This window comes from Flammeovirga agarivorans (genome assembly GCF_012641475.1).
Classification (GTDB): Bacteria; Bacteroidota; Bacteroidia; order Cytophagales; family Flammeovirgaceae; genus Flammeovirga; species Flammeovirga agarivorans.
Genome location: NZ_JABAIL010000010.1, coordinates 160392 through 178712, shown reverse-complemented (window position 1 = coordinate 178712; position 18321 = coordinate 160392). Strand labels below are relative to the sequence as shown.

The 18321-nt window shown below is 34.9% G+C and carries 15 protein-coding genes and 1 riboswitch; of the genes, 9 read left to right on the top strand and 6 right to left on the bottom strand.

Translation table 11 applies throughout. The features are described from left to right. Positions 1-50 precede the first annotated feature (50 nt). Both HGP29_RS23755 and HGP29_RS23750 read right to left on the bottom strand, forming a co-directional pair. Positions 51-1097, bottom strand: a complete 1047-nt coding sequence (locus tag HGP29_RS23755; protein WP_168884952.1) for a homoserine O-acetyltransferase family protein — start codon at positions 1095-1097, stop codon at positions 51-53. 127 nt (positions 1098-1224) lie between these two features. Further along, positions 1225-1330, bottom strand: a riboswitch (SAM riboswitch). Between the two features lie 123 nt (positions 1331-1453). Beyond that, positions 1454-3856: a TonB-dependent receptor gene (locus tag HGP29_RS23750; RefSeq protein ID WP_168884951.1), complete on the bottom strand. Its 2403-nt coding sequence runs from the start codon at positions 3854-3856 to the stop codon at positions 1454-1456. 271 nt (positions 3857-4127) lie between these two features. Here HGP29_RS23750 and HGP29_RS23745 point away from each other — a divergent pair, with 271 nt between their 5' ends. The 4 genes from HGP29_RS23745 (at position 4128) to HGP29_RS23730 (ending at position 7344) form a co-directional block, all read left to right on the top strand. Beyond that, the gene (locus HGP29_RS23745) at positions 4128-4478 is read left to right on the top strand and encodes an MmcQ/YjbR family DNA-binding protein (RefSeq protein WP_168884950.1); all 351 of its coding nucleotides are present in this window, start codon (positions 4128-4130) and stop codon (positions 4476-4478) included. Between the two features lie 138 nt (positions 4479-4616). After that, positions 4617-6506, top strand: coding sequence for a phosphoglycerate dehydrogenase (serA, locus tag HGP29_RS23740; protein ID WP_168884949.1), 1890 nt, complete (start codon positions 4617-4619; stop codon positions 6504-6506). Between the two features lie 159 nt (positions 6507-6665). After that, the gene (locus tag HGP29_RS23735; protein WP_168884948.1) at positions 6666-7055 is read left to right on the top strand and encodes a DUF2147 domain-containing protein; all 390 of its coding nucleotides are present in this window, start codon (positions 6666-6668) and stop codon (positions 7053-7055) included. Between the two features lie 37 nt (positions 7056-7092). Continuing rightward, on the top strand, positions 7093-7344 hold the full coding sequence (locus tag HGP29_RS23730; protein WP_168884947.1) for an acyl-CoA-binding protein: 252 nt from the start codon (positions 7093-7095) through the stop codon (positions 7342-7344). Between the two features lie 46 nt (positions 7345-7390). Here HGP29_RS23730 and rfaE2 read toward each other — a convergent pair whose 3' ends face one another. The 4 genes from rfaE2 to hisF all read right to left on the bottom strand — a co-directional run bounded on the left by rfaE2 (position 7391) and on the right by hisF (position 10366). Next, on the bottom strand, positions 7391-7879 hold the full coding sequence (gene rfaE2 / locus HGP29_RS23725) for a D-glycero-beta-D-manno-heptose 1-phosphate adenylyltransferase (RefSeq protein WP_168884946.1): 489 nt from the start codon (positions 7877-7879) through the stop codon (positions 7391-7393). Next, positions 7866-8885 carry a lysylphosphatidylglycerol synthase transmembrane domain-containing protein gene (locus HGP29_RS23720; RefSeq protein WP_168884945.1) on the bottom strand — a complete coding sequence of 340 codons (1020 nt, stop codon included), beginning with the start codon at positions 8883-8885 and terminating at the stop codon, positions 7866-7868. The genes rfaE2 and HGP29_RS23720 overlap by 14 nt, the downstream gene beginning before the upstream one ends. Before the next feature lie 127 nt (positions 8886-9012). Continuing rightward, complete coding sequence (gene panD, locus HGP29_RS23715) at positions 9013-9363, bottom strand: aspartate 1-decarboxylase (RefSeq protein WP_168884944.1); 351 nt, start codon at positions 9361-9363, stop codon at positions 9013-9015. Positions 9364-9610: 247 nt separating this feature from the next. Further along, positions 9611-10366, bottom strand: a complete 756-nt coding sequence (gene hisF, locus HGP29_RS23710; protein ID WP_168884943.1) for an imidazole glycerol phosphate synthase subunit HisF — start codon at positions 10364-10366, stop codon at positions 9611-9613. A 172-nt stretch (positions 10367-10538) separates the two neighbouring features. Between hisF and carB the strand changes: the two genes are divergently transcribed. The 5 genes from carB (at position 10539) to HGP29_RS23685 (ending at position 18252) form a co-directional block, all read left to right on the top strand. Further along, the gene (carB, locus tag HGP29_RS23705) at positions 10539-13355 is read left to right on the top strand and encodes a carbamoyl-phosphate synthase large subunit (protein WP_168884942.1); all 2817 of its coding nucleotides are present in this window, start codon (positions 10539-10541) and stop codon (positions 13353-13355) included. Between the two features lie 98 nt (positions 13356-13453). Next, entirely contained in the window at positions 13454-13909 is a 456-nt protein-coding gene (locus tag HGP29_RS23700) for a deoxycytidylate deaminase (protein ID WP_168884941.1), read from the top strand. A gap of 219 nt (positions 13910-14128) precedes the next feature. Beyond that, the gene (locus HGP29_RS23695) at positions 14129-15154 is read left to right on the top strand and encodes a cytochrome c oxidase subunit II (RefSeq protein WP_168884940.1); all 1026 of its coding nucleotides are present in this window, start codon (positions 14129-14131) and stop codon (positions 15152-15154) included. Between the two features lie 38 nt (positions 15155-15192). After that, entirely contained in the window at positions 15193-17085 is a 1893-nt protein-coding gene (locus HGP29_RS23690) for a cytochrome c oxidase subunit I (protein WP_168884939.1), read from the top strand. A gap of 105 nt (positions 17086-17190) precedes the next feature. After that, the gene (locus HGP29_RS23685; RefSeq protein WP_168884938.1) at positions 17191-18252 is read left to right on the top strand and encodes a hypothetical protein; all 1062 of its coding nucleotides are present in this window, start codon (positions 17191-17193) and stop codon (positions 18250-18252) included. The last annotated feature ends 69 nt before the right edge of the window (positions 18253-18321 follow it).

Here is an 18321-nt window from a genome sequence, read left to right as displayed (position 1 = left end):
GTTAAATCGGAGTTCGATTATTACAATTTACTAAAAAACAAAAGGCGTGCCTAATTTGATAACAGAATTCTTTTTTTACTCTTTTGCTTAAAGAATGAGCTAATTGCACCAGCAATTTTATGTGTTTCTACTAAAAATCCATCATGTCCATACAGGGATGTAATCTCTTCATAAGTTACATTTGGAATGTGTTGAGTGATATATCTTTGCTCCGAAACTGGGAATAAAACATCGCTTGTAATTCCGATTACTTGAGTGTAAGCTTCAATAGATTGTAATGCTTCTTCTAAAGACTTTCGATTTCTACCCATGTTATGAGAATCCATGGCTTTGGAAAGTGTCCAGTATGAGTAGGCATTAAATCGTTTGGTCAGCTTGTCTCCCTGATATTGTTGGTAAGTAGAGGCTCTATAATTATCTGTAATGTTATCGTCTTTATCTGTCTGAGTAGCCTCGTAAGTGCTATAATTTCTGTATGAAAGCATAGCAACAGCTCTAGCCGCTTTTAGACCGTTAATACCAGCATTTTCATCATTATCTCCCCATGTAGGATCTGCTTCGATAGCCATTCTCTGTGCTTCATTGAAAGCGATACCCCATGCAGAATGTCTTGCATTGGTAGCACAGATGATTAGGTTGTCCATTAATTTTGGTTGTTGAACAGCCCATTCTAGTGCTTGTTGTCCCCCTAAAGAACCTCCAATAAGAGTATTGATTTTATCAATACCCAAATGATTTCTTAGAATCTCCAATGAACCGACAATGTCTCTAATAGTGATATTGGGGAAATCATTGTAATAAGGTTTATTAGTAACAGGGTTGACAGATGTTGGTCCTGTTGAGCCATAACATGATCCTAAAACATTAACGCAGATAATGAAATGATCTTTTTCATTAAAAATGCAGTCATTGCCAAATAAACCATTCCACCAATCAAACACTTCCGCATTACCGGTTAATGCATGACAAACCCAAACTACATTGGAAAAATCTTTCTTCATTTTTCCAGCAGTAAAGTAATTCAGTGTGAATTCAGGTAAGCTCTCCCCAAGTTCAAGGTCATACTGATTATTATATGTAAAAGAATGCTCTTGCATTGTATTTTCAGATTGGTATTGATGTTCTATTAAAAGCAATGATGAGAAGATGTACATCAGCCTAATCTAGGATGCAAAATATTGGTGTGTGTAGTAGAAGGAGGATCCTTTCAGACGTTCCGATATTTGCTTATAGCTCCTAAAAATTTAGGCTAGGATGTAGCACCTTTTCACTTTTGTGATGGTTGCTAGAGGGTCTTAGAGCCTAGTCTCTGGCCTCTTCTTTATAAACACTTACGTCTTACTTAGATGTAAATGGTATGATGCTTCAAAGTAAAGTGAGAATTTAATAAAAAACAAACCCTCGCTTTTTTATTTGAATAAAACGAGGGTTTTTAGCTGTATTTTTAGAAATATTATAACTCAACTATGATTCCAATAGAAGGTTGAACAATTCCGTTGGTCGTCTCGATATATTTCGGAGAGTACTTACTAGGGTCGTTTGGATCAGTGACTGGATTTCCATTTTGATCTACTTCTGTAGTAAGTATTGGTTGTCCTTTAGACTGATACCCGTACATGTTCTGAATATCAAAATAAACATTTAAACTCCACTTGTCGAAGTAATAATATTTATCCACTCTAACATCTAATTGGTGGTTGGCTGATAAACGTAATGTATTTACTTGAGAATAATCTTTTACGCCTCTTCTTTCTGCGTCCCATACTTGTTTATCCATAGAAGCATCTACATCATATGGGGTATAGGGTGTGCCACCTGAATAAAGCCATCTAGCACCAATTTCCCAATTTCTCTTAAGTTTCTTACCGCCAGTTAAACTAACAATATTTCTACTGTCCCAAGAAGAAGGAGCATAAACGTTAGGGTCGGCATTTGTAAATTCAGACTGAACGTAAGTATAGGCTAGAATACCATAAAAACCCTTGAAGAATTTTTGTTGAGCCATAAACTCTATACCTATAGATCTACCTTTTGATGTACTTGTTACAGCTTCAGATCCAATTACTCCAAAATCAGCGCCCAAGTTGGCTAATGAAATTTCATTGTTGATAGAGTATGGGTATTGATCGTATAACTTTTGGAACCCTTCAATTGTAAACTTTAAGTTCTTTTCAGGAATCTTGTATTCAAAACCACCAACCAGTTGTTTGTTTCTAATGTATAATAAACCATTGTCCTTGTTTACAAAGTCTTCACCCTCTTTGTATCCTAACGTGGTGTAAGTAGGTAATTGGTAATAAATGCCTGTGTTGAAGTTTAAACTCCATCTAGGCGTAAATTGATACGATGCTGAAAATCTTGGTGAAAACTGATCTAATAAATTATTCATAGAATCAGAATAATCATTGGCATCTACTCTCGCTCCTAATGATAAAGTTACTTTGTCTTGAGCTAATTTTTTAGAAACAGTAGCAAATCCACCCCATTTGTTTAAAGGTAGTACACTATTAAAGTTGATTGTTTCTAATTCTCCAGTGGAGTAATCATATAATGTTTGGTAAGTTTGGTTAGTATAATTAGCATACTCATAACTAACACCATATGAAAAAGTAAATCCAGTATTTGTGAAAGTTAACCCTTCAAGTCTAAATTTATTCTCAGCTTCTGTTGAATTGTAATCGTAAATTTTACTTTGTGATCTATCGTTGTTCGGGTATTTGAACTGATTATTCGTAAGCATGTTTCTTGACGCCACAAATGTAAATGTTGAATTGTCTCTAAAGTGCTCATATTTAGCTCCTATAGTATAATTCCATTGATTTTGCTCAGGAGTATTATTTAAGATATAAAGGTTTTCTTCATAATCCTCATCAGTTGGTTCACCTGGTGAATCAGCTAATTTAAATTGATCAATTGCTCCAAGGCCAATAATTGATATTTTATTGCGTTGGTCAATTTCATATTTATATTTTAATTGGAAGTCATTGTAAGTTGGTAGAAAAGGTAAGCCTAACACACTGAATAATGCTTGTAGATATGATTGTCTTGCTGAAACAATGATAGAAGACTTTTCTGTTACCGGACCTTCAAATGTTACACCTATGTCAGATGTTCCTAGGATAATATTTGTTGTGTGTTGATCAGTTCGTCCATCTTTTTGTGTGAATTCCATCACTGATGAAAGCGCATTGCCGCGACCTGCAGGATAGGCTCCTGAAAAGAACTCAACGTTTTCGATAAAATCTACATTAATCATTCCTACTGGTCCTCCTGATGCACCTTGTGTAGCGAAGTGATTTATGTTAGGAATTTCAATGCCGTCTAAATAAAACCTGTTCTCATTTGGGGCACCACCTCTAATTAAAATATCATTTCTAAATGATGCTGTCGATGCAACGCCTGGAAGTGATTGTAACACTCTTGAAATATCCCTATTTGCACCCGGTGCTCTTTTAACTTCTGTAACACCAATTCTTTGTACTGAAACAGGGCTTTCATCTGACTTATAAAAGCCATTGGCAATCACTTCTACTTCGTTAAGCTCTTGGGTAGAAGGAGTTAAGGAGAAATTAATAACTGCAGGGCGAGCATTTGAAACTTCTACCTCTTGAGAAGCAGGGCCATAACCAACGTAATTTACAACAATGTTATAAAGACCGGGTTCTAGATTTTCAATTTGATATTTACCGTTATCGTCGGTAGTAGCACCAGTAGATGTGCCTTGAATAACAACAGTAGCATACGGTACAGGTTCGTTTCTTGGAAGTTCCGTTACAGTTCCTCTGATAATACCTTTCTGTGCAAAAGCAGTAGAAGCTAATATGAAGATATTAAAAAGTACTAGAAAGTTTTTCATAATAATTGTTTCTTAAGTTCCATTCGTTAACACAGAACTTTAAGAATTGTTTTAAAAAAATATGGAGATTGATAATAAGTTGATGCAAGTTAAAATTGACTTTTTATTTTTAAAACATTTTAACAGTAAAATTCTAGAAAAAGTACAAAAAAGGAGATTTCACCATGCGTGTGCTTTGTTTTTAATTCGTTGTATGGAAATGAAGATTTAATCTAATTTTTTTATCTTAGTTCATCTCCCAAGAAATAAATGAAAATTAAAATAATCTATTATGAATATTGAAGATTTTAGGAATTACTGTCTTAATAAAAAAGGAGTGACAGAAGGCTTTCTATTCGATGAAACGACATTAGTTTTTAAGGTTGGAGAAAAAGTGTTTACGATCACTAACATAGAAATGTTTGAGAGTATAAATGTGAAGTGTGATCCAGAGTTGGCAATAGAATTACGGGAGAGATACACTTCTGTATTACCGGGATATCACATGAATAAAAAGCATTGGAATACTATAGTAGTAAATAGTGATATGGACGACAGTGAAGTGAAAAAATGGGTGGATCATTCCTATCAATTGGTCTTCGATAAACTTCCTAAGAAAATAAAGGACGTACTTGTAGATTAATCTGTAAAAGTGTGAAAAATCAATAAATTCTATCTTTTTGTTGATAATTTGGTAATAAATGGATGAAAATTATAAATAATTGATGATTAAATAATATTTTTGAGTTTGCGATTGTAACAAAAGACAGAATTAGTAATCATGGCTGACAAGAAATTTTTTGTAATTGACTTCGATAGTACGTTTACCAAAGTAGAAGCATTGGATATTTTAAGTGATATCCTTTATGAAGGTACGGACAAAAAAATTGAAGTAGGGGAGAGAATTAAAGATCTTACTGATCAGGCAATGGCTGGAGAACTGTCTTTTAGAGAAGCATTGGAGCAACGTTTAGCGTTGTTGGAGGCGACGAAAAAAGATGTATCTCAATTGTCTGACGAGTTGAAAAAACTAGTTTCTGAATCAGTAAAAAGAAACAGAGAGTTTTTCACAAAAGAGAAAGATAATGTATTGATTGTCTCCAGTGGTTTTAAAGACTTCATTACACCTGTAGTAAAAGAGTATGGTATTAAAGAAGAGAATATCTATGCAAATACTTTTACTTACAATGATAAAGATGAAGTGACTGGTTTTGATGCTTCAAATCCACTTTCTGAGCATAAAGGTAAAGTGAAGTTGATGAAAGAATTAGCATTAGACGGAGACGTTTATGTTATCGGAGACGGTTATACTGATTATGAAATTAGAGAGGCAGGATTAGCAAAAACGTTTTTTGCGTTTACTGAAAATGTGAAAAGAGAAAAAGTATTAGCTAAAGCAGATGTGGAGGCTAGTAGTTTTGATGAAATATTATACTCGATTAAACATCCTATGGCAACATCATTCCCAAAGAGTAAAATAAAAGTTCTTCTTTTAGAAAATGTGCATCAAGATGCTAAACAAAAATTAGAAGACGAAGGATATCAAGTTGAGCTTCTTGGTGGAGCTTTAGACGAAGACGAATTATGTGAAAAGATTAAAGGTGTTCACATCTTGGGTATTCGTTCTAAAACAATGCTAACAAGAAAAGTAGTAGAGGCTGCAGATAGATTGATGATTGTAGGTGCATTCTGTATTGGTACAAACCAAATAGATTTAGATGCATGTACAGAACATGGTGTTTGTGTATTCAACGCTCCTTTTAGTAATACTCGTTCTGTTGTGGAAATGGCAATTGGTGAAATCATTTTACTAATGCGTCAAATTCCAAGACGTTTACGTCAAATGGATAGAGGTGAGTGGAGTAAGTCTGCATCTGGTAGCTTTGAGGTAAGAGGTAAGAAGCTAGGTATTATCGGATATGGTAATATCGGTTCTCAATTATCTATTCTTGCAGAGATGTTAGGTATGGATGTTTATTACTATGATGTAGTAGAGAAGCTTGCTTTAGGTAATGCTACAAAACTTTCATCATTAGATGAGCTTTTAGCTATTTCTGATGTAGTATCATTGCATGTTGATGGTAGACCAGAAAATAAAAGATTCTTTACTGGTGAGCATATCAATAAGATGAAGAAAGGTGCAATCCTTGTCAACTTAGCTCGTGGTCCAGTTGTTGAATTAGATGCGTTACAAGTAGCATTAGATTCAAAACATTTAGCAGGTGCTGCAATTGATGTATTCCCTGTTGAACCAAAGAATAATAATGATACTTTTGATGCTCCAGTTAAAGGTGATAACCTGATCTTAACTCCACACATTGGGGGTAGTACTTTGGAAGCACAAGAAAATATTGCCGATTTTGTTCCTGGTAAAATGATTGAATATGTAAATACAGGTAGCTCATTCAATAGTGTGAACTTCCCGAATGTTCAGTTACCTCGTTTAGAAAACGGACATAGGTTACTTCATATTCACAAAAACGTATCTGGTATCTTAGCTCAGATGAACAACGTTTTTGCTAAACACGGATGTAATATCTTAGGTCAATATCTTAAAACAAATGAAGAGATCGGTTATGTGATTACTGATATCGATCAGTCTTACAATCCTGAATTGTTAGAAGATATGAAAGCAATCGATAATACAATTAAGTTTAGAACATTATATTAATAGAACCATTTTAGGTTAAATATAAGGAATAGGGTACATGAAAGTGTATCCTATTTTTTATTTGCATTTTTAAAAGTGAATGATCATTTTTACAATAGAGCTTATCTATTGATAGATTCTGAAATATTATAACTGATAAACGATAATCATTTAAAAACTATGTCTGATTTGCAGCAAAAAAATATTGAAGGTATTTGGCTTACAGGTCTTGAAGATGCACATGTTGAGATTTCAATCGAGGGTGATGTTGCAGTAGGAAAGATCGTTTGGATGCTTCGTGATAAAGAAGAAGATGGAGGTCCTAGAATTGATAAGTTGAATCCTGATGCCTCAAAGAGGGAAGTTCTACTTGAAAATATGAATATCCTGACAGGTTTTAAATATAAAGGGAAAGGTACTTGGGAAGATGGTGAAGTTTATGATCCTGATTCTGGAAAGACTTACAGTGGTAGTATTACAAGTGCAGGTCCAAATGTTTTAAAAATGAGAGGCTATGTTGGAATTAAACTGTTTGGAAGAACAGAAGTCTGGAAAAGAGTAATTCAATAATTTTTTAAATACACCTTAAACAAAACACACATTTATTATGGCTTCAGAAGCTTTTAAAGATGCTCAGGTAAGAGTAAACCAATTGTCTGAGCGACCATCGAATGACGATCTATTAAAATTATATGCCCTTTTTAAGCAAGCGACAGAAGGGGATGTAAATACAGAAAGACCCGGAGGGTTTGATTTTAAAGGTAATGCTAAATGGGATGCCTGGAAAAAAATTGAAGGAACTTCTGCTGAGGAAGCAGAGTCGCAATATGTTGTTCTTGTGAATCAATTAGAAGGATAACAAAAAGAAAGGGTAGTGATTTTGAATTAATCACTACCCTTTCTTTTTATAAACCGTATTTTCTTATTTTATCTATTATTGAAGAGGTAGAAAAACCCTCTACAAGTTCAATGGTTTCTACACTTCCGCCATTTTCTAAGACTTCTTTCGCTCCTACAATGTTGTCGATTGTATAGTCTGCCCCTTTTACCAAGACATCTGGTAATAGTGTTGAGATTAAATCTAAGGGAGTGTCATCTCCAAATAATATTACCATATCAATAAATTCAAAAGCAGCAAGTAATCTAGCTCTTGCATATTCATTATTGATAGGTCGCTCATCGCCTTTTAGACGTTTTACAGAAGCATCAGTATTTAAGCCCAATATCATTTTAGAACCTTTTAATCGAGCTTGTTCAAGGTAGTCTACATGGCCTAGGTGAACGATGTCGAAACAGCCATTAGTGAAAACGACTTTTTCATTGTTATTTTTCCACTCTTTTCTTATTTGAAGAGCTTTATTTAAGTCAACAATTTTCTCTTTACTGTGCTTCATTTTGAATTTCTAATGTGGTTTGTTGATGTCCTTTTTTGAAATTAGCTATGATAATACTAATACCTCCAACGGTTAAGATCATAACAGTTTGAGAGGTATGCATTACTAAGGCATAAGCAATAGAAGTAGTTGCTGAAATACCGTAGGCCATTAATGTTTGTGAGGCAAAGAAATGAACGGAACCTGTGCCTCCAGGAGTAGGGATTACCATACCTAGTCCACTCATCATCATCATTACAAAGCCGACGAATAAAGATAAATGTGCTGTTTCATCTAAAACTTTAAATACGACATAGCTCATATAAAAGTAACAAAGCCATATTGCAATTGTATAGGCAATATAAATGATAAATTCTTTTCTCTTTAGTTTAAATACAGCTTGCATTCCTTCGATAACTCCAAGGATTAATGAGTGTATTGTTCTGTATATCTTTGTTTTTGATAAACGGTCTCTTACTTTATAAAGGATGAAAATCCCTGTAATGAAGAAAAGTAGGATAGCTCCTAATAATATAAACTTCTGATTCATTTGGGCTTCATTTCCTTCAAGAAATGGAAGTACCATTTGATATAAAATATCGAATTGACTGAAAAAGGCAATTGAAAAAAGAATAATAAATACTACTAAATCAATAGCTCTTTCAATGACTACGGCACCAAATGATGTTTTTGCAGGAATTCCAGATAGCTTTTGGAGGATACCACATCTGAAAAATTCTCCAAATCTAGGTATGATTACATTTCCTGCATATCCTGACATTGTTGCCATAAAAAGATTAGAGTTGCTTGTCTTTAAGTTTAATGGTTTTAGCATAAGCCCCCATCTTAATCCTCTAAAGTAGTGACTGAGGATAGCTGTCAATGATGAAAGGATGAGCCAACCCCAATGAAGATCTTTGATAGATTCGGCTACTTCTTTAATATTTTGCTCTTTTAAGACATACCACAAAAGAATCCCAGCTAAAAAAATCGAAAAAATATATTTTAAAATGTCTTGTATTTTCATCGTTAGTATCTCCAAATAGAGAATTGTGTAGTAACGTTTCGATAAAGCTAAACTGCTTATAGAAACAAATTAGCCAACTTAATTCATTGAATCAAGTTGGCCAAATGTATTTTTAATACTGTATAAATTAATCTTCTAATTTATTATCGTCATTAGGGAAAACTAATTTTGGAGAGTATTCTTTTGCCTTCTTTTGTTTCATTAAAGCATAAGAGATAATAATAAGAATATCACCTACTTGTACTTTTCTTGCTGCTGCACCATTTAAACAAATTGTACCGCTACCGCGTTCTCCTGTAATTACATAAGTTTCAAAACGCTCACCATTATTATTGTTAACGATTTGTACTTTTTCGCCTTCAATGATGTTGGCAGCATCCATTAAATCCTGATCAACAGTGATACTACCTACGTAGTTTAATTCTGCTTGTGTGACCTTCACACGGTGGATTTTTGATTTTAAAACTTCAATATACATGGTTTGTGTCTTAAATCTTCTTAATAAAGCATTCGATATCTTTTCATAACAAAAATACGAAACTTAAATGTATAAGTTTTTATTGTAAATGGTTGATTTACAATTAGTAACTTAATTTTGTATTGTTTGCTAGATAATCGTGCCTGCAATAATAAGATATATTTGTTAAATGAACAATTGTATTAGGAATCCTTATAGATCAACTAATGAATGTATGTTCATTTTATGAAGTGGTAATTAAGTATTTTTATACTCTTACTTCAATATTACTTTCTTTTAAATGCCCTTTTAAATGAGGGATTGAGATTTCTTTAAAGTGGAAAATACTAGCTGCTAATGCTGCATCTGCTCCGTTTTGTTGAAACAGATCAATGAAATGCTCTTCTAATCCAGCACCTCCAGAAGCAATAACCGGAATGTTCAAAGAAGTAGAAATTTCTTTAGTTAGTTCGATAGCAAATCCTGCTTTTGTTCCGTCATGATCCATTGAGGTAAGTAATATTTCACCAGCACCTCTTTCCTGACATTCATGTACCCAAGGAATTGTTCTAAGCTCTGTTGGAGTTCTACCTCCTCTTACATGTACAATATGTTCACCATTAACAAAGCGTGTGTCAACAGCAACTACGATACATTGGCTTCCAAATTCATTGGCTAATTCGTTGATCAATTCAGGTCTTTTTACTGCAGATGAATTGATAGATACCTTGTCAGCTCCAGCGTTTAATAAAGCAGATACGTCTTCAACACTAGAGATGCCACCACCTACAGTAAATGGAATATTGATTTTTGAAGCGACTTTTTGAACTAATTCGATCAAAGTCTTCCTTTTTTCAACAGTTGCAGTGATATCTAGGAAAACAAGTTCGTCAGCCCCCTGATCAGAGTAGATTTGGGCCAGTTCGACTGGGTCTCCAGCGTCTCTAAGTTCCACAAAATTAACGCCTTTGACTGTTTTTCCATCCTTTATATCTAGGCAGGGAATTATTCGTTTTGTTAGCATACAGGGAGATTTTAGAAAAAGTACAAAGATAAATGAACTTTTTTATATTTTATAGATAATTCAATTTTAATTGCATTCTGCTATTTTATTTATAATTTTTTGATGCATTTACTAAAAATAAGCTTAGTTTTGCATCCCGAGTGTTAAGTCATGTTTTTTAAAGAATAGCAAAATGCCAAAGAAGAATCACATCAAATCGGTACTTATCATCGGGAGTGGACCAATCATTATTGGTCAAGCTTGTGAGTTTGATTACTCAGGATCTCAAGCAGCGAGATCATTGCGAGAAGAAGGTATCGAAGTAACCTTGATTAATTCTAATCCTGCAACTATTATGACAGATTCGGTGACCGCCGATAATGTCTATCTCCGACCTCTGGAGAAAAAATACATCAGAGAAATTCTTGAAAAGCATGAAATTGATGCTGTATTGCCAACAATGGGTGGTCAAACAGCACTTAATCTTGCGATTGATTGCCAAGAAGCCGGAATCTGGGAAGATTTTGGAGTAGAAATGATCGGTGTTGATGTAGACGCGATCAATCTAACAGAAGATAGAGAGCTTTTCAGACAGAAAATGCTTGAACTTAATGTTGGTGTATGTACAGGTCGTACAGCTAAGTCATTCTTAGAAGGTAAGGAAATTGCTCAAGAGATTGGTTTCCCACTAGTAATCCGTCCATCATTCACAATGGGTGGTACAGGTGGTGGATTCGTTCACTCTCAAGAGGATTTCGAGAAAGCTCTAAAAAGAGGTTTAGAAATGTCACCTGTTCATGAAGTACTTGTTGAGCAGTCTATTTTAGGATGGAAAGAATACGAGTTAGAATTACTTCGTGATAACATTGGTAACGTAATTATCATCTGTTCTATTGAGAACTTTGACCCAATGGGTGTTCATACAGGTGATTCAATTACAGTAGCCCCTGCTCAAACTTTACCTGATACAGTGTATCAGAAGATGAGAGATTTGGCAATCAAAATGATGAACGGAATTGGTAACTTTGCGGGTGGATGTAATGTCCAGTTCTCAGTTTCACCAAACGACGACGAAATCATTGGTATCGAGATTAACCCTCGTGTTTCTCGTTCTTCAGCTTTAGCTTCTAAAGCAACAGGTTATCCGATCGCTAAGATTGCAGCAAAATTAGCTATTGGTTACAATTTAGATGAATTGAAAAATCCAATTACAGGTACTACTTCAGCGTTCTTTGAGCCTGCATTAGATTATGTAATTGTTAAGATCCCTCGTTGGAACTTTGATAAATTTAAAGGTGCAGATACTGAACTTGGTCTACAAATGAAAGCTGTAGGTGAAGTAATGGGTATCGGCCGTACTTTCCAAGAAGCATTACAGAAAGGTTGCCAATCTTTAGAGATTAAACGTAATGGTATTGGTGCTGATGGGAAAGAAAATACGAACCAAGATGAAATTCTTTACAAATTGGAGCATCCATCATGGGATAGATTGTTTGCAATTTGGGATGCAATGAAGCTTGGTATCGCAATGAGAACTGTTCGTAAGATTACTAAAATTGATAAGTGGTTCTTACGTCAGATTTTAGATCTAGTATTAGTTGAAAAGAAAATATCTGAGTTTACTGTAGATACAATTCCTTTTGAACTAATGCGTGAAGCAAAAGAAAAAGGATTTGGTGACCGTCAAATCGCTCATACTTTAGGTTGTTTAGAATCTGAAGTATTCAATAAGCGTTATGAGGAAATGGGCATCAAACGTCAATTCAAGTTAGTAGATACATGTGCTGCTGAATTTGAGGCGAAAACTCCTTATTTCTACTCAACTTTTGATTCTGAAAATGAATCAAACACTACTAAGAAGAAAAAGATTGTAGTATTAGGAGCAGGTCCTAACCGTATTGGTCAAGGTATTGAGTTTGATTACTGCTGTGTGCATGGTGTATTAGCTTCTAAAGAGGCGGGCTATGAGACAATCATGATCAACTGTAACCCTGAAACGGTATCGACTGACCCTGATGTTGCAGATAAATTATACTTCGAACCAGTATTCTGGGAGCATATCTACGAAATCATCTTACACGAGAAACCAGAAGGTGTAATCGTTCAGTTAGGTGGTCAGACTGCACTTAAGATTGCTGAGAAGTTAACTAAGTATGGTATCAAAATCTTAGGTACTAGTTATGAAGCACTTGATTTAGCAGAGGATAGAGGTAGCTTCTCTACATTATTGAAAGAGAATAATATCCCTTACCCTAAATTCGATGTAATCGAAACTGCTGATGAGGCTTTAGATAAAGCTGAAGATTTAGGATTCCCTCTATTAGTAAGACCTTCTTATGTATTAGGTGGTCAGAAAATGAAGATCGTTATCAACGAGGAAGAATTAGAGCAACATGTTGTTGAAACTTTAAGAGATATCCCAGGTAACAAAGTACTTCTAGACCATTACTTAGACGGTGCAATTGAAGCAGAAGCAGATGCGATCTGTGATGGTGAAAATGTTTATATCATCGGTATTATGGAGCATATTGAGCCTGCCGGTATTCACTCAGGTGACTCTTATGCAGTATTGCCTCCATATAACTTAGGAGACTTAGTGATTGAGCAAATCAAAGAGTACACTAAGAAGATTGCAATTGCCTTGAAAACAAAAGGTTTATTGAATATTCAGTTTGCGATCAAAGATGATAAAGTATACATCATTGAAGCGAACCCAAGAGCATCTCGTACAGTTCCATTTATCTGTAAGGCTTACCAAGAGCCATACGTAAATTATGCAACTAAAGTGATGTTAGGTAAGAACAAAGTAACTGACTTTGACTTCAAGCCAGTGAAGAAAGGTTACGCAATCAAAGTACCTGTCTTCTCATTCAATAAATTCCCTAATGTTGATAAGCAGTTAGGACCAGAAATGAAGTCTACAGGTGAAGCAATCTACTTCATCGACAACTTAAAAGATGAGTACTTTAGAGATATTTACTCTAGAAGAAATCTTTACTTAAGTAGATAATTTTTTCTGAAAAGAATATATTTGAAGCTCACGGCTATTTAGTCGTGAGCTTTTTTTACAATCGTAATTTTTTAACGTCAGACGTAAAACTTTTTGTCATGAGTCGAGGTCAAGAATTTGATATTGCTTTTATGCGATGTGCAGAATCTATTGCAGAGTTAAGTAGATGTGTACGCTTGAAAGTGGGAGCTATAATTGTTAAGAATGGCAATATTATATCTATGGGGTATAACGGTACACCAAAAGGATTTGATAATGCTTGTGAGTTTGAATTAGAGTCTTCTAACGAAGAGACAGGTGAGAAGACAGTTGTGCTTAAAACAAAAGAGGAAGTATTACATGCCGAAGCTAATGCGATTACTAAGGCAGCGAAGTCCACTTATTCTACAGATGGAGCAAGTATTTATTGTACGGATAGTTGTTGTTTTGGATGTGCAAAACTTATCATACAAGCAGGTATAGTTAAGTTCTATTATAAAAGAGAATATAGGGATACTTCAGGGTTGGATTTATTAAGAAAAGCAGGTATTGAAGTAATCAAAGTCACTTACTAAAAAAGTGACTTTTTTGTTTTTATCTTCTTGATATTCATGCCCTTTTTATAAAATATCGAATTTAGTCATCAAAAAAGCATGATATTTATCATCAATACCAATTTTCTTTAATATATTTGAGAGAATTTTTATGCGAACTGAACTTCACATAAAACAATTTCGACGATCAAATTGTCACTATAAAAAAGTATATCACAAACTACACACTATTAAGAAGGTATGACAACGGCTTTACTTTTTGCCACGGGTGCGATATTAATCATAGCTGTATTGGCTTTGGTTTATCGAATTATCACTTTAGTAGGGATTGCTAAAGGAGATGAAAAAAAAGTTTCATCAAGTAATAAGATAAACGCTGCTATTTTTCCAATTTTATTGGTAGTAGGGTTTGGCTTGATTTACTGGTCGTATAACGACGCCTCACAGTATTTCCTTCCTGAAGCTGCATCAATCCATGGTAAAGAAACAGACTCACTATTTAACATTACGTTAGGAATTGTGTTTGCTGCATTTGCATTAACACACATTCTTCTGTTCACTTTCCCATTTTTCTTTCAACATTCGGAGAAAAGAAAAGCTCACTATTATCCACATAACGATATGTTGGAAATTGCTTGGACAGCAGTTCCTGCAATTGTAATGGCAGTACTTGTAATCTTCGGTTGGAGAGCGTGGTCTGACATCACAGCACCTGCACATGACGATGCAATCCAAGTTGAATTAATGGGTAAACAATTTGCATGGGAGATTCGCTACCCAGGTAAAGATTTAAAATTGGGTAAGTACGATGTGGCAAATATCGATAATACTAACTCAATGGGTGTGGACTTTGATGATGTGAATGCTACAGATGACTTTATGGCTCGTGAAATCGTTTTACCAGTAGGTAAAGAGGTGGAATTGAAGATTAGAGCAATTGATGTAATTCACTCTGTATTCTTACCTCACTTTAGAGTGAAGATGGATGCCGTGCCAGGTATGCCAACACGCTTTAAGTTTACTCCAACAATTACTACTGAGGAGATGCGTAAGAAAACTAACAATGCTAAATTTAATTACGAATTAGCTTGTACAGAAGTTTGTGGATACGGTCACTTTGGTATGCGTAAGATTGTTAAGATCGTAACGCAAAAGGAGTATGATGCTTGGTTACAAAAGCAAAAGCCTTGGTTAGAGAAAAATCCTGACTATATGGCTGAGTGGGAAGCTAAGAAGTCGAAAGATAGCGTAGCTCAAGCAAACTAAATTTAGATACAACGAAATAACTATAAAGAATCATAGACATGGCAAGCGTAGTATTAGACGTAGAACATAACGCAGTGGGTCATGATGATCACCATGATCACCATGGCAATTTCTGGACAAACTATGTGTTCTCTTACGACCATAAAGTAATTGCTAAACAATACCTTATTTCAGGTATTCTTTGGGCCATCATTGGTGGTGGTTTATCATTATTATTCCGTATTCAGTTAGGTTTCCCGGAAGCTAACTTAGAGTGGTTAAGACCTCTTTTAGGTGATTGGATCACTGAGTCTGGTAAAATGGATACAACTTTTTATTTAGCTGCAGTAACGATGCATGGTACCATTATGGTATTCTTCGTATTAACAGCTGGATTAAGTGGTACTTTCTCCAACTTCTTGATTCCTTTACAAATTGGTGCTCGTGATATGGCATCAGGATTTATGAACATGTTATCGTACTGGTTATTTGCACTAGCATCAGTAATCATGTTAGCATCATTGTTCATCTCTACAGGTCCTGCTTCTGGTGGTTGGGTAATTTATCCTCCATTATCAGCATTACCTCAAGCAGTATCAGGTTCTGGTACAGGTATGACATTATGGTTAGTGTCAATGGTATTCTTTATTGCATCGTCATTATTAGGATCTATCAACTATATCGCAACGACAATTAACTTGAGAGCTGCAGGTATGTCATTTGCAAAGCTTCCTCTTACTATCTGGTCGTTCTTTATTACAGCGATCATCGGTGTGTTATCGTTCCCTGTACTTTTTGCAGCAGCACTTTTATTAGTGTTTGATCGTAGTTTTGGTACTTCTTTCTATTTATCTGACATTTATATCCAAGGTGAGTTATTATCTCATTCAGGTGGTAGCCCAATCTTATTCCAACACTTATTCTGGTTCTTAGGTCACCCTGAGGTATATATCGTATTATTACCAGCCTTAGGTTTAACTTCAGAAGTTATTTCTACAAACTCAAGAAAGCCTATCTTTGGTTACAGAGCGATGATTGGTTCAATGTTAGGTATTGCGTTCCTTTCATTTATTGTATGGGCACACCACATGTTCGTATCTGGTATGAACCCATTCTTAGGAACGATCTTTATGTTCTTGACGCTGATTATTGCAGTTCCATCTGCGGTAAAGGCATTCAACTATATCACAACATTATTTAGAGGTAATATCGTATTTACTCCAGCAATGTTGTTCTCAATTGGTTTAGTATCATTATTTATCTCAGGTGGTGTAACAGGTATTATCCTTGGTAACTCTGCTTTAGATATCCAACTTCATGATACTTACTTTGTAGTAGCTCACTTCCACTTAGTAATGGGTTCTGCAGCATTCTTTGGTATGATGGCTGGTGTTTACCACTGGTTCCCAAAAATGTTTGGTAGAATGATGAATACAGCTTTAGGTTATGTTCACTTCTGGTTAACGTTCTTAGGTGCTTATATGGTATTCTTCCCAATGCACTACATTGGTATCGCAGGTTTCCCAAGAAGATACTACTCATTCACAAACTTCGATGCGTTCTCAACTTTTGCTGATTTAAATACTTTTATTTCAATTGCAGCGATTGTTACAGTAACAGGTCAATTTATTTTCGTATTCAACTTCTTCTGGAGTATGTTTAGAGGTAGAATTGCTCCATTGAACCCATGGAAGTCTAATACATTAGAGTGGACAACTCCAAGAGTTCCTGGTCACGGTAACTGGCCTGGTCCACTTCCAGTTGTATATCGTTGGCCATACGATTATTCTAAGCCAGGTGCTGAGGATGATGGTTATGGTGACTTTATTCCACAAACTGTTCCTTTCTCTAAAACAAAAGCTTCAAATACACCTGAAGAAGGTCGTTTAGCTGAGTTAGAAGGTGAATTCCAAGATCTTGCTGATCACAGAGAAAAGAACCCTTTCATTTAATAGACTTTAAGTTTATTTATATAAATACTTTTATCAGAAGTATCTTAAACCCTACTATTTGGTAGGGTTTTTTTTATATATTTACTTAAATAATCAATCAAAGAAATGACTGTTATTCGCCAATTATCCTTATTCATATTTTTTCTTGTGGTTCTTTTATCTTGTTCTCAAAATGATTTTCAAGGACCAAATTTTTCTGATGGAAGCCAATATTATCCAATAGAAGAAGGGTGGTACATTACGTATGAGATAGATAGTATTCTGATTGATCAAGATAGTTCAGACCGAGATGATGGCATTATCTATGAAAATTCAATCCAATTGATGGAAAGAATAGATAAGCCTTATGAAGACGGGTTTGGTCATACTAACCATCGATTACAACGCTATAAAAGGAGTGATGAAAATCAAGAGTGGGTTTTGGATTCCGTTTGGGCAGTTACTTATAGAGACAATAACATTATCAGGTACGAGAATGGTATTCCCTATATTAAGTTAGTTAACCCTATTTACGATAGGCTTCAATGGGATCAAAATGCGTTCAATAACCAAGGTTCGACAAGTCCTTCAGGTTTTGATTTAAGATATACTGCTAAATCTATTGGTAGGTTCTTCGCTTTTGATGATAAGAATTTTACAAATACAGCTCAGATTACAGAGATTGATATTGAAAATGAAGTCACTAAATCTGAGGAGAAAAAGAATGTAGTTTACGCGAAAGATATTGGTAAAGTCTATTCTGAATATAGAGATGTCAAGAGGAAGTACTATGAATTACGTAGTGATGATGCAGAACTCTTAGGTAATCCATATTGTCAGGCGGAGAATATAAATAAAGAGGTGATTACTTTAGGAAATGGACAACGAGTGAGAAACCCATTTTTTGGTAATGATCCTTGTGAAGCTAACCCAATATATTACGAGACTATAGAAGGGGATACCGATGAAGAAAAACAAGCAAATATTGAAGCTTGGATAGCTAGTAATGAAAGTGGTTCAAACCCATCTGTGATTGATTGGGAAACACAGACAAGTCAAACTGGAGATACTAAAGTATATGTTGTGTTTATATTGGACCCGACCTATTATAATGGTTTTAATGAAATAGGGACTGTTATTGAAGAAAAGGTAATTGAATATGGAATTCTAGTGCAACCTGGTGAATAATTCTTATTTTTTATTCTTCTTTGTTTTTATTGATGATAAACACTAAGTAATACTTTTCTTTTCCTTTTT